The sequence below is a fragment of the Thermoproteus sp. CP80 genome (assembly GCF_002077075.2).
In the GTDB taxonomy this organism is placed as follows: Archaea; Thermoproteota; Thermoprotei; order Thermoproteales; family Thermoproteaceae; genus Thermoproteus.
In genome coordinates, this window is sequence record NZ_LCWM02000039.1 from 1 (window position 1) to 12288 (window position 12288).

Genomic DNA, 12288 nt, shown 5'->3' on the forward strand with positions numbered 1-12288 from the left:
TTAGGCACGTACGTGAACTGGAGGTAGTCGCCGTCGAAGAGCTCTACGTCGAACACCGGGACGCCGAGCCCCGTGTTGTCGCCTGGGTTCCTCTCGGTGAACGGATCGGCGGTGTTGGGCCTCAGCGGCAGCTCCTTGGTGACCTGCCTCACCGCCTCTGTGAGTATGGACAGGGCCTTGCTCCTTATGGGGAACCCGTCGCCCAGCTTCACGAAGAAGGTGGGGACGCCTGTGTCTTGACACACCGCGGAGGTGGTCGCCGTCGCTAGCTCTATGTTCTTCAGGATGGCCTCCAGCTGGATCTTCGCCGCCTCGGAGGACTCTGAGCCTTGAGCCCTCCTGAGCGAGCCCACGACGTCGAGGGCCGGGGATATGCTGGCCTTAATGATGGCCTCCTTAGCCGCCTTCAACACGACCTCTTCAAGACTCATGACCTCTACGGTGTTGGAGTAGAAAAAGATTGCTGAAACGGCCGGTCTAGGCTTTTTTAGGCTGGACGCGACAGAAAAACGTAAATTCTCCCTCGACTGTAGATATATGGCGACGTATAGGCTGAGCACCCCGTTGAGGGACGAGGACGTGGAGGGGCTGAGGGTCGGCGATACGCTGTACGTCTCCGGCGTCTTGGTGAGCGCCCGCGACGCGGCGCATGCAAGAATGCTTGAGCTCTTGAGGGAGGGGAGGCCGTTGCCCGTCGATCTGAGGGGCGGCGTGATCTACCACGCAGGTCCTGTGGCGAAGAGGGAGGGGGACGGCTGGAGGATAATCGCCATGGGTCCGACGACCTCCGCCAGGATGGAGGCGTTCGAGGCCGACGTGATCGAGAAGCTGGGCGTCAAGCTGATAATAGGGAAGGGCGGGATGGGGAGGAGGACGGCCGAGGCCATGAGGAGGCATAAGGCGGCCTACGCCATATTTACCGGCGGCGCCGGAGTCCTGGCCGCACGCGCCATAAGGAAGGTCCTCGACGTCCATTGGCTCGACCTCGGGATGGCTGAGGCCATGTGGGTGCTTGAGGTCGAGGACTTCGGGCCGTTGACGGTCATGATAGACTCCACAGGCCGTAACTTCTACGACGAGGCTAGGGAGAAGATGAGGGCGAAGGTGCCCGAGCTGGTGAAGGAGCTTGGCGACGTCTTCAAGGCGTAGCGGCGATCCGCAGGGCCGCGAGGCCCCTGAGGGCCCTCTGCCTCAAGTCGAGCCTCACAGTGCATATAACGCCTCTGCAGTCCACCGAGGCGCCCAGCCTCCTCGCTATGGACAAGGCCCTTAGGTTCTCCCTATAGATCTCGGCCTTGACGGAGGTGAAGCCCAGCCGGGGCAGAACCTCGGCGAATATCTCGGCGATCCTCGTCCCGTATCCCTTCCCCTGTAGGCTGTCGACGACCACGATGCCGGCCTCTGCCTCCCCATAGCAGGGAACCACGTCGACTAGCGCCAGCGGCCTCCGGCCCTCCAAGACCAGGAAGGTCCTCCCTCCGCAGGACCACATGTGGCTATATATGACTGCCGGATCCCTCACGGCCGCCAGGAAACGGAGATATCTGCTCTCCTCGCTTACCGCCGAGTAGAACCTGACGACGTCGTCATATCTGCCGGTGATCTCGTAGTAGTCCAGCTCCACGGATATCTTTACGTTTTTCTTTAAAAACTTTATTCCACCTAAATATATATTGATATATGTAAATGGATCCTGGTATTTAAGCAATATATATTTCGATATAATTAGGCCATATTTTATGGAAAGTAAAATATATATCAGTTCTATGAACAAAGACGTAAGTAGCGGCTCCAGCCACCGGCCTACGCCGAGCTCGGCGGGCCCCTCGTTGCACACCTCGCCGCACGTGGCCCATGGCGGCCCCTCCAGCCCCCTGCCTAGGCGTCCTCGCCTCTAGGGCGTTGGCATAGCGCATTTAGTCTGCTGGTGTACACCTACCCGTATCATCTCAAACTTGCCATAACGTGAGTATACTACGATATATCACTAAAATTTTTATAACGGTAAGAGCCGGATGCCATGAGGATAACCGTATCGATCATAAAGGCCGACGTCGGCGGCTGGCCCGGCCACGCACAGGTCCATCCCAAGATGCTCGAGTACGCCGCCGCCAAGCTTAGAGAGGCCCAGAGAAAGGGACTCATAATAGACTACTTCGTCTACAACGTCGGCGACGACATCTCCCTTCTGATGACCCACACGAAGGGAGAAGACAGCCCGGACATCCACGGCCTCGCGTGGGAGCTGTTCCGCGAGGTCACGGAGCAGGTCGCCAAGAAGTTGAAGCTCTACGGCGCCGGGCAGGATCTGCTGAAGGACGCCTTTTCCGGCAACATCCGCGGGCTGGGGCCCCAGGTGGCCGAGATGGAGTTCGACGAGAGGCCGAGCGAGCCCGTGATAGCCTTCGCCGCGGACAAGACGGAGCCAGGCGCCTTCAACCTCCCGCTGTACAAGATGTTCGCCGATCCCTTCACCACGGCGGGCCTGGTGATAGACCCCTCCATGCACGAGGGCTTCATCTTCGAGGTGCTGGACGTCGTGGAGCACAAGGTCTACCTCCTGAAGACGCCCGAGGAGGCCTACTCCCTCCTCGGCTTGATAGGCACAACCGGCCGCTACATAGTCCGCAAGGTCTTCAGAAAGGCCGACGGCATTCCGGCCGCCGCAAACAGCGTGGAGAGGCTCTCGCTGATAGCCGGGCGCTACGTCGGAAAGGACGACCCTGTGATGCTCGTCAGAGCCCAGTCCGGGCTCCCCGCCGTGGGCGAAATACTGGAGGCCTTCGCCCATCCCCATCTGGTGCACGGATGGATGCGCGGCAGCCACGCCGGGCCCCTCATGCCCGCGCGGTTCACCTCGGTGGATCCGGAGAGGAGGATCGCGATAGGCGCGAAGATGACTAGGTTCGACGGGCCGCCGAAAGTGGGCGCCTTGGGCTTCCAGCTGCACGACGGCTATCTGGAAGGCGGCGTGGATCTCTTCGACGACCCCGCCTTCGACTACGTGAGGCAGGTGGCCGCGCAGATCGCCGACTATATACGGCGCATGGGGCCGTTCCAGCCCCACCGCCTTCCGCCCGAGGAGATGGAGTACACGGCGCTTCCGAAAATCCTGGCGAAGGTGAAGTCCTTCCCGGCGGACCAGTACGAAAAGGAGAGGAGGAAATACGTTGAGGCCGTCGTAGGGGGCGCTAAGGCGGAGGAGTCTCAACACGACTGATGTCTTCCGTCCTGCCGGAGGGGGACGATTTCCCTGAGCCGGCGTTCCAGCCCGCCGCCCTCCGCCCGAGGAGGTGGAGTATGCACGCTCTAGGGTCGAAGCCTATAGCGCTGATCGACGCGATGAGCGGCGTCGATGCGTATCGAAACCGGAAGTATAGATGCCCGAATATTTATTGTCCGAAAATAATAACCATAGATAATTAGATATTTATAATAAACTTTTTATAAGGTAATTGGAAGCTACAAACATTAAAAATCTTTAATATATATAGATCATCCTGATAATTAATATAGGTATTGCTTAATTTTCAATATACGTAAGTTGACATATTTTTGAAGAAATATTTATAAGGCAGGATCAATCTATCCTTCTCATGTCGCTCGAAGAAAAAAATCTGCCGTTCGATGAATATGTATATAACGATAAATGGCGTTCGCGAACTATAGACGTTAAGACCTATTGGGAGTACCACAAAAGATCTATCGAGAATTTAGAGGAGTTCTGGGCCTCTATAGCTAGGGAGCTCGAGTGGTTTAGGCCTTGGGATAGGGTCCTCGACGCCTCTAATCCGCCGTTCTATAAGTGGTTTGTGGGGGGCGAGCTCAACCTGTCCTACCTCGCCGTGGATAGGCACGTCAAGACCTGGCGCAAGAACAAGCTGGCCTTGATATGGGAGGGGGAGCCGGTGGACCAGGCCGGATACCCCACGGACCGGAGGAAGCTCACCTACTACGACCTATGGAGAGAGGTGAACAGAGCGGCGTGCATGCTCCACTGCAACTTCGGCATAAAGAAGGGCGACCGCGTGACGCTGTACATGCCGATGATACCCGAGCTTCCCATAGCTATGTACGCCGCCTGGAGGATAGGCGCGATAACCAACGTAGTCTTCTCCGGCTTCTCCGCCGACGCGCTGGCCGATCGCATAAACGACTCGCAGAGCAGGCTGGTGATAACCGCTGACGGCTTCTGGAGGAGGGGGAAGGTCGTCAGACTCAAGGAGGTGGTGGACAAGGCGCTCGAGAAGGCCCCCTCGGTGGAGAACGTCATAGTCTACAGGAGGCTCGGCCTTAACGACGTGCCGATGACAGAGGGGAGGGACTGGTTCTGGGACAGGGCCATGGCGGGAGTTCCGCACAACGCCTACGTCGAGCCCGAGAGGCTGGAGAGCACGCATCCCTCCTACATACTCTACACCTCGGGCACCACCGGCAAGCCCAAGGGCATAGTCCACGACACGGGCGGCTGGGCCGTCCACATATATGCCACCATGAAGTGGGTGTTCGATCTGAAGGACGACGACATCTATTGGTGCACCGCCGACATAGGCTGGGTCACAGGCCACAGCTACATAGTGCTGGGCCCCATGTTGATGGGAGCCACCGAGGTCATGTACGAGGGGGCGCCGGACTTCCCGCAGCCGGACCGCTGGTGGGCCATAATAGAGCGCTACGGCGTGACGGTGCTCTACACTTCGCCCACGGCCATAAGGACCTTCATGAGGTTCGGCGAGGAGTGGCCTAGGAAGCACGACCTGTCGACCCTCAGAATCATCCACTCGGTGGGGGAGCCCATAAATCCTGAGGCGTGGAGGTGGGCCTACAGAAACCTCGGCTATCAGAACGTGGCCTTCGGCTCCACCTGGTGGATGACCGAGACGGGCGGCATAGTCATAAGCCACGCCCCGGGTCTCTACCTAGTGCCCATGAAGCCCGGCACTAACGGCCCGCCGCTCCCCGGCTTCGAGGTAGACGTCGTCGACGAGAACGGTAATCCTGTTCCGCCGGGCGTTAAGGGGTATCTCGTCATCAAGAAGCCTTACCCAGGCATGCTCCACACCATCTGGGGCGATCCCGAGCGGTATGTCAAGACGTTTTGGAGCAGGTTCCCGGGCGTGTTCTACGCCGGGGATTACGCGATCAAGGACAGGGACGGCTACATATGGGTGTTGGGGAGGGCTGACGAGGTGATAAAGGTGGCCGGCCACCGCCTGGGCACCTACGAGCTGGAGTCGGCCCTCATATCCCACCCGACGGTGGCGGAGGCCGCCGTGATAGGCATACCGGACCCAATAAAGGGAGAGGTGCCCATGGCGTTCGTCGTGCTGAAGCAAGGCGTCGCCGGGACCGACGAGCTGAGGAAGGAGCTCCGCCAGCACATACGCAACACGGTGGGCCCCATAGCGGAGCCCGGCCAGATATACTTCGTCACGAAGCTCCCCAAGACCCGCTCCGGCAAGATAATGAGGCGCCTCCTGAGGGCTGTGGCCACAGGCGCGCCGCTCGGCGACGTGACCACGCTGGAGGACGAGACGTCCGTGGAGGAGGCCAAGAAGGCGTACGAGGAGCTGAAGAAAGAGGTATCATAATAAAATAAATTTTTGTAAAGAGTATTTATTTTTACTTTATTAAAGAGCGTTTCTTCGGTATCAATACTTTAAAATACGAGATATCTTGAGTATATGCCAAATGGAAGCACAGCGAACCCGGCGCCTCTAGGCCTGTCGGGCTTCGCGCTGACGACGCTTGTGTTGAGCAGCTTCAACGCAGGCCTGCTAAGCGGCCAGGGCGTGCCTGTCGTGTTGGGCCTCGCCGCATTTTACGGAGGCCTTGCCCAGCTTGTCGCCGGCATTCTGGAGTACTTTAAGGCCAACACATTCGGCTACGTGGCGTTCTTCACGTACGGCGCGTTCTGGGAGTGGTTCTACTTAACGGTGGCGTTCTTCCCGTCATCTCTGCCGTACGTCTCCATAGTCCTGTGGGCCTTCGGCATATTTACCTTCGTCATGTGGATAGGTACGTTCAGGGCAAACGCCGCCTTGTTCGTGGTATTCCTCCTGTTGTGGATAACCTTCTTCCTGCTCGCCGCAGGCGCCACGACTGCCGGAGGCTATGTGGGCATACTCACCGCCCTAGCCGCTTGGTACGCCGCGTTCGCCCAGGTGCTGGCCGAGATGTGGGGGAAGCCGGCGGGCGCGTTCCTGGGCCCGCCCCTCGTGAAGCCCAAGAAATAAACCCCTTTTTCCCGCCGGGCCCTTGAGGGCCCACCTCCGGCACCGACATGCAGAGGCCCCGCCGTTGCGCCCAGTCCGGCTCAGCTCAAGTCCGTTGGCCGAGGCCGGTCTAGACGCATGCGCGGGATTCGACGCCCCGCATCGCCTGCCGCCTTCCGAGGGCGGGCCTCCGGCCTAGGCCGAAGGGAGCCCTATGGCGCCAGTTTTCTACTTTTAAATGGGATCTTTAGACGTGACCCCCCTAGAGTTCGTCGAGATAGTGGGGCAGATATACGCCATACAGAACCCCATAGGCAAGTTGGGGATCGTGGGCGAGATGGCCATGGACAGGCCTCAGGAGTTCAGGAAGGCGATCAGGTCTATGGCGATCACCGTCATAGTTCTGTCGACCATGTTTTCGCTTGTCGGAGGCCCCCTACTCTCTGCGCTCAATGTAGATATGGTCGGGTTCAAGATAGCTGGCGGCGTAATCATACTGTCCACCTCGGTAACCACGTTGATACACGGCAGCACGACCACGTTGGGCGGCAAGCTGGAGGAGGCGGCCGTGGTGCCGTTAGCCACGCCGCTTATAGTGGGGCCCGGCACCATGACGACGTTGATACTATATTCGACGATCTACGGACCGACGGCCACGCTGATCGCCTCGCTGACGGCATCCGCGCTGTCCGTCGCCACTCTCTATCTAGGCGCCAGGCTCGTGAAGCTGTTCGGGCCGGTTCCCGCCAAAGCCCTGGGGCGGTTCATGGCGTTGATCATAGCCACGACGGGTACGGAGCTAGTGCTGTCGGGCTTGTCGCAATATGTCGAGAGGCTACGGGCTTAGGATATACACGGACGCGGCGGGGCTCAACAGGGCCGTGTCGCCCATAGAAGATCTGCTGTACATCTACGTCGACGTCCCGCTGCTCTCGACGAAGGCGAGCTGGATCCTGGTGAGGCGCCGACCCGGGCTCGACGGGCTGGTTGACGCCTTGAGGTTCGGCTTGAGGTTCGCCCCCGAGCTTCTGGGGTTCAAGGCCACCGTGGTGGAGGCCCTAGAGGTCGAGGAGATCGCCTTGCTCAAGGGCCTCAGCCCCAGCGATCTGGGGGATCTCTACGTCCTGTTGAGGGACGCCGAGGCAACCGTGGAGAGCCTGGGGGCTACCTACGGCGAATGTCCCGGCAATACCTCTTGCTATATTTTAAGGGACCACCCCAGATATAGTATTTAGTGATACTGTTATATATAAGATTAATTAATTGTGTTTATTTAGATAATTCGCTTTACTTTTTACGAAATTTTTGTGGACTAAGTTTAATGAGAAAATATAAATATACAAATTCATAGAAGAATTAATGGTCGAAGTGAGCTTTTTGGTCGGCGGCCCTCAGGGCAAGGGCGTAGAGACCGCGTCCATCATGTTGATCTACGCCGTGGGTTCCGCCGGGTATTACGTCTACGGCAGAAGGGAATTCTGGTCCAACATAGCCGGCGGAAGGCACAGCTATTTCGTGGGGAAGGTGGCCGATCGATGGCCTCCTGGCGGCATAGGGAACAGGGTGAGGCTGGCGCTATTCATGGACGGGCACGCCGTGTTTGAGCACATATTCCACGTGGAGCGAGGCGGCGTCGCGGTCTACAACACGGAGGAGGACGGCAAGACCCTCGAGTCGTTCACCATGATTTCGAGGACTGCGGTGGAGAGGCTCTCCGAATTCTTCAAGAGGCAGGGAGTGGAGCCTACGGTTAAAGGCGCGGTCGAGTACATGAAGTCGCAGGGGGTGAAGGTCGTCGGCCTCCCCTTCAACAAGGTGCTGCTCGACGTGGGGCGGAAGATCGGGGTCACCTCGCCGGTCATGCTTTCGCGCTTCGTGAACACCCTCGTTGTGGCCGTGGGCGCATCTCTGCTGGGCCTGCCGGTTGAGTACGTGGAGAGGGGCGTCGCCTTCGCGTTGGGGAGGAAGAAGGAGGTGATAGAGCAGAACAAAATGGTGGCGGCCGAGGTCGGCAAGTTGGTGACCGAGCGCGTGGAGACCCTGACGCCGAGGACGCCCGAGACCAAGCGGATCTACTGGAACGGGAACGAGGCCGTGAGCGTCGGCAAGATAGTGGGCGGGGTGAGGTTCATATCCTTCTACCCGATCACCCCCTCCACGGACGATCCCATGTTCGCCGAGAGGAAGCTCGCATACCCCGTCCTGCCCGCCACGGAGGAGCTCAAGGCCATGGAGCGGGTTGGCGCCGTGGTTCTACAGACCGAGGACGAGCTGGCGGCCATAGCGGCGGCGGCGGGGGCCGCGATGGCGGGGGCGCGCTCGGCGACCGCCACATCGGGCCCTGGCATGAGCCTGATGGCGGAGACCATATCCATGTTGGGCATGGCCGAGCTGGGCGTCGTGTTGACTCTGTGGTCTAGGGCGGGGCCCAGCACCGGCCTCGCGACGAGGACCGGCCAGCACGATCTGTTCTACTCGCTGTTCATAGGGCATGGCGAGTTCCCCAAGATCGTCCTGGCCAGCGGGGATATCGAGGAGGCTTTCTACGACGCCATAAAGGCCGCGAACTGGGCCGATAAGTACCAGGTGCCTGTGATCCACCTGGTCGACAAGGACCTCTCCAACACGTTCGCGGTGATGCCCGCGCCCGACCCCTACTCCGTCAAGGTGGAGAGGCCGCAGCCGGTGGTGTTCCAGGAGGAGAAGAACGTCAATAGGTACGAAATAACGAAGGACGGACTGCCCGTGCGGTATCTGCCGGGCATATCCAAGGCCGTATACCACGTGGTCAGCCTGGAGCACGACCCAGAGGGCGATCCAGACGAGGATGCCGAGATGGTCAAGAAGATGTACGATAAACGCATGAGGAAGATAGAGACCATGATGAGGGAGATACCCGACGAGGACAAGGTCCGCTACTACGGGCCCGCCAACGCCGATACGGTCATAGTCTCGTGGGGCACCACAAAGCCGCAGATACTCTCGGCGCTCGGGAGGCTGCCCGGCGTGGGTTATCTGCAGCTGAGGCTCCTCTACCCGTTCCCCGCCGACCTCGTGAGGAGACATCTGGAGGGCAGAAGGACGCTGTTCGTCGAGGGCAACTACACGGCGCAGAGCTCCCTCTTGGTCAGAATGTACACCGGGATCTCGGCCGACGGAGTCGCCGTGAAGTACAACGGGAGGCCTATCACCGCAGACGACGTGCTGGAGGCCTACGAGCGCTTCGCCAAAGGCGAGAAGAGAATAGAGCTCGAGTGGGACCTATGACGGCCACGACGGTCAAGATATCTCTGAAGAGGACGCCGCAGGACTACAAGTGGACCAAGCCGCCCGAGTGGTGCCCCGGATGCGGCCACTTCGGCATACTGCAGGCCTTGCTGCAGGTGTTCGCCGAGCTGGACATGGACCCCACGAGGACGGTGCTGGTGTCCGGAATAGGCTGCAGCAGCAGGCTGCCCCACTACGTGAGGACGGTCTCCGCGCATACGATACACGGCAGAGCCATACCGTTCGCCATAGGGCTCAAGCTCGCCAACCCCAGCCTCGAGGTGATGGTGGTGGGCGGAGACGGCGACCTGTTCGCCATAGGCGGAAACCACATATTGGGCGCAGGACGCAGAAACGTCGACTTCACGGTCCTGCTGATGGACAACGCGGTCTACGGGCTGACGCGCGGCCAGGCGGGGCCGACCCTGCCCCTGGGCATGCAGCCCAAGGCCCTGTCGAAGCCCAACCCGCACGCAGACCTCAACCCGTTGCTGGTGGCGTTGGCGTCGGGCTTCACGTTTATAGCGAGGGCGTACAGCTACGACATAAAGTACACCGCGAAGATCATAAAGGAGGCCGTGCTCCACAAGGGCTCCGCGATAGTGCAGATATTCAGCCCCTGCGTCACCTACAACAACATAATGACGAGGGAGTGGTACGAGAAGAGGGTATACAAGCTGGACAACGAGCCTGGGTGGGACCCCGTGGTGCACGACGAGAAGGAGGACTACGAGAAGCGGAAGCGGGCCATAGAGAAGATACTAGACCCCGACAGATTCGCGCTGGGCATACTGTACAAGAACGAGCTGGTGCCGACCTTCGAGGAGAGGTACGCCTCCATGTACGACCCCAACTACCCCAAGATGCCGCCTGCGATCCAGCCCGTGGAGAAGGACGGGAGGTCGGTGATAGACTTCTACAGGCTGATGGCAGACAGGCTACTCTAGGGTCTTCCCCAGAGCCCTCGCCAAAGCCCGCGCTTTTTCCATCAACTCGCCGAACTGGCCGAACGTCAGCTGTTGCGCGGCGTCGCTCAACGCCTTGTCCGGATCGGGGTGCACCTCCACGATGAGCCCGTCGGCGCCGGCCGCCAGTATGGCCAGGGCGAGCGGGATCACGAAGCGGCGGTCGCCCGCCGGATGGCTGGGATCGCCTATGACGGGCAGATGGGTCGCCTGCTTCGCATAGGCTATGGCGCCCACGTCCAGGGTGAACCGAAGCGTCCTATCGAACGTCCTTATGCCCCTCTCGACCAGGGCCACGTCGCCGTTCCCGTGCAGCGCGACGTATTCGGCGGCCGCCAGCCACTCGTCCACGGTGTTGCCGAACCCCCTCTTGAGCAAGACGGGCCTCCCGGCCCTCCCGAGCCTCTTCAGGAGCGAGAAGTTCTGCATGTTCCTAGCCCCTATTTGGAGCGCGTCCGCGTACTTGGCCACTACGGGTATGTCCTGGCCGTCCATGACCTCGGTCACCACGGGGAGCCCCGTGGCCGCCTTCGCCTCGGCCAACAGCTTCAGGCCCTCCTCGCCTAGCCCCTGGAAGGAATAGGGCGAGGTCCTGGGCTTAAACGCGCCTCCCCGCAGCGCATGGGCGCCCATCTCCTTCACGGCCTTGGCCGCCGAGAGTATCTGGTCCCTGCTCTCCACGGAGCAGGGCCCCGCTATGATGAAGACCTTGCCCTCCGAGATCTCCCTATCGCCTATCCTCACCGGCGTCGGATCCCCCTTCCACGCCCTGGACACCAGCTGGTACTCCCCCCTCATGTCGACCTCGACGTCGGCCTTAACGGGAGGCTTGACCTTCGCGCTGGAGGGCGCCGTAACTATATAGTACCCCCATGCCTCTATATACCACGAGGAGACGCCCTCGGCCTCTAGATGCTCCCTGAGGGCCTTGGCCCTCTCCCGGTCCCTAAACGCGTAGAGCATGGGGTCGGGACGGCATGGGCTTATAAAATATCTGGAATCTTCTTGCCCATCCCAGCCTAGTCGGCTTCATGCCAATAGAGGAGGCTCCGTCGAGGAGGTTAGTAGAGAAATTCGAAGAAAAAGTCTCCGAAGAAAACGCGGTTTAAGTCGCCGTGTTTTTATCTCGACGGAAAAGTTTTAGTATCAAGACCGGCAGGGGAAAAGAGGGGGTGGGGAAGGGCCGTTTACTCCCGGCAGAGCTAGGCGCCTTGCCCTCCCGACGTCCTCCTCGCGGTTGCGCCTCACAGTATCCGTGTATTCCTTCGCCGCGAATGCCGACAGCCCCTTGGCCTGTAGGCCTCCCTCACCCCGCCTTCGTGGGGCTCCAGTCGGCTGAACTCCAGCTCAAGCCTTCTAACGGTGGCGCCACCGTCGGCTGAGCAGTAGGCCCAGCCGAACAACGATATGCACGCCTCCGACCCGTCCCTGGCGACGTAGGCCTCCACGGAGTACGGGTTCACGAGGCCCACGGGCCCCTGCCCTATCAGCTCGGCCATCCAGGGGTATCTCCTCAGAACCTTGGCTATCCTCGCGATCTGCCTCCCCGCGCGGGGGGCCCACGTCCTCAGCCAATCGACGCCGAAGGCGCCCAGCTCCGGATACTCCTTTAGGAGCCGTTCGACTGGGTCGGCCGGCTCGGGAGGCGGCCGAGGCGCGCGGCTTAGGGCGGGCGGAGCTCGGCGAGAGGCCGGGGGCGCCTGTGGCGGACGTCATCCCGGAGAGGGCTTTTGAGGCTGTGGAGTATTTGGTGGAGAGGTTCGGCGCCGTCCTCGACAGGGAGGCGGCCTTCAAGGCCGAGGGCTTCGTCATCGCTAAGGTGAAGGCGAGGATCGAGAGGG

The 12288-nt window shown here is 60.2% G+C and carries 12 protein-coding genes; 8 read left to right on the forward strand and 4 right to left on the reverse strand.

Going from position 1 to position 12288, the window contains the following annotated elements:
* Nucleotides 1-431: fumarate hydratase (locus B7L68_RS07555; RefSeq protein WP_143615321.1), on the reverse strand; the 431-nt coding region annotated here is incomplete at its 3' end.
* Between the two features lie 106 nt (nt 432-537).
* On the opposite strand from B7L68_RS07555, the gene B7L68_RS07560 reads away from it, so the two are divergent.
* On the forward strand, nt 538-1149 hold the full coding sequence (locus tag B7L68_RS07560; RefSeq protein WP_081247070.1) for a FumA C-terminus/TtdB family hydratase beta subunit: 612 nt from the start codon (nt 538-540) through the stop codon (nt 1147-1149).
* Here B7L68_RS07560 and B7L68_RS07565 read toward each other — a convergent pair.
* A complete protein-coding gene (locus B7L68_RS07565) occupies nt 1139-1624 on the reverse strand; it encodes a GNAT family N-acetyltransferase (protein ID WP_081247080.1) in 486 nt (161 codons plus the stop codon). The genes B7L68_RS07560 and B7L68_RS07565 overlap by 11 nt on opposite strands.
* 396 nt (nt 1625-2020) lie before the next feature.
* Between B7L68_RS07565 and fbp the strand changes: the two genes are divergently transcribed.
* The 7 genes from fbp (at nt 2021) to B7L68_RS07600 (ending at nt 10429) form a co-directional block, all read left to right on the forward strand.
* Nucleotides 2021-3220, forward strand: coding sequence for a fructose-1,6-bisphosphate aldolase/phosphatase (gene fbp, locus B7L68_RS07570; RefSeq protein WP_081247071.1), 1200 nt, complete (start codon nt 2021-2023; stop codon nt 3218-3220).
* 376 nt (nt 3221-3596) lie between these two features.
* Nucleotides 3597-5591 (forward strand): acetate--CoA ligase, encoded by a 1995-nt coding sequence (gene acs / locus B7L68_RS07575; protein WP_081247072.1) that lies wholly within the window; start codon nt 3597-3599, stop codon nt 5589-5591.
* Between the two features lie 93 nt (nt 5592-5684).
* Complete coding sequence (locus B7L68_RS07580) at nt 5685-6236, forward strand: acetate uptake transporter family protein (protein WP_081247073.1); 552 nt, start codon at nt 5685-5687, stop codon at nt 6234-6236.
* A 232-nt stretch (nt 6237-6468) separates the two neighbouring features.
* Entirely contained in the window at nt 6469-7062 is a 594-nt protein-coding gene (locus tag B7L68_RS07585; RefSeq protein ID WP_081247074.1) for a MarC family protein, read from the forward strand.
* On the forward strand, nt 7040-7450 hold the full coding sequence (locus B7L68_RS07590) for a hypothetical protein (RefSeq protein ID WP_081247075.1): 411 nt from the start codon (nt 7040-7042) through the stop codon (nt 7448-7450). The genes B7L68_RS07585 and B7L68_RS07590 overlap by 23 nt, the downstream gene beginning before the upstream one ends.
* A gap of 124 nt (nt 7451-7574) precedes the next feature.
* Nucleotides 7575-9482 (forward strand): 2-oxoacid:acceptor oxidoreductase family protein, encoded by a 1908-nt coding sequence (locus B7L68_RS07595; protein WP_081247076.1) that lies wholly within the window; start codon nt 7575-7577, stop codon nt 9480-9482.
* On the forward strand, nt 9479-10429 hold the full coding sequence (locus B7L68_RS07600) for a 2-oxoacid:ferredoxin oxidoreductase subunit beta (RefSeq protein WP_081247077.1): 951 nt from the start codon (nt 9479-9481) through the stop codon (nt 10427-10429). The genes B7L68_RS07595 and B7L68_RS07600 overlap by 4 nt, the downstream gene beginning before the upstream one ends.
* Here the strand turns inward: B7L68_RS07600 and aroF are convergent.
* Nucleotides 10421-11410 (reverse strand): 3-deoxy-7-phosphoheptulonate synthase, encoded by a 990-nt coding sequence (aroF, locus tag B7L68_RS07605; RefSeq protein ID WP_081247078.1) that lies wholly within the window; start codon nt 11408-11410, stop codon nt 10421-10423. The genes B7L68_RS07600 and aroF overlap by 9 nt on opposite strands.
* A gap of 281 nt (nt 11411-11691) precedes the next feature.
* Complete coding sequence (locus B7L68_RS07610) at nt 11692-11946, reverse strand: hypothetical protein (protein WP_081247079.1); 255 nt, start codon at nt 11944-11946, stop codon at nt 11692-11694.
* Nucleotides 11947-12288: the final 342 nt, after the last annotated feature.

Bases quoted from the DNA above. Each gene is read 5' to 3' on its own strand.
- B7L68_RS07590 (WP_081247075.1), top strand. From the start codon at position 7,040: ATGTCGAGAGGCTACGGGCTTAGGATATACACGGACGCGGCGGGGCTC.
- B7L68_RS07610 (WP_081247079.1), bottom strand. From the start codon at position 11,946: ATGGCCGAGCTGATAGGGCAGGGGCCCGTGGGCCTCGTGAACCCGTAC.
- fbp (WP_081247071.1), top strand. From the start codon at position 2,021: ATGAGGATAACCGTATCGATCATAAAGGCCGACGTCGGCGGCTGGCCC.
- B7L68_RS07600 (WP_081247077.1), top strand. From the start codon at position 9,479: ATGACGGCCACGACGGTCAAGATATCTCTGAAGAGGACGCCGCAGGAC.
- acs (WP_081247072.1), top strand. From the start codon at position 3,597: ATGTCGCTCGAAGAAAAAAATCTGCCGTTCGATGAATATGTATATAAC.
- B7L68_RS07595 (WP_081247076.1), top strand. From the start codon at position 7,575: ATGGTCGAAGTGAGCTTTTTGGTCGGCGGCCCTCAGGGCAAGGGCGTA.
- B7L68_RS07560 (WP_081247070.1), top strand. From the start codon at position 538: ATGGCGACGTATAGGCTGAGCACCCCGTTGAGGGACGAGGACGTGGAG.
- B7L68_RS07580 (WP_081247073.1), top strand. From the start codon at position 5,685: ATGCCAAATGGAAGCACAGCGAACCCGGCGCCTCTAGGCCTGTCGGGC.
- aroF (WP_081247078.1), bottom strand. From the start codon at position 11,410: ATGCTCTACGCGTTTAGGGACCGGGAGAGGGCCAAGGCCCTCAGGGAG.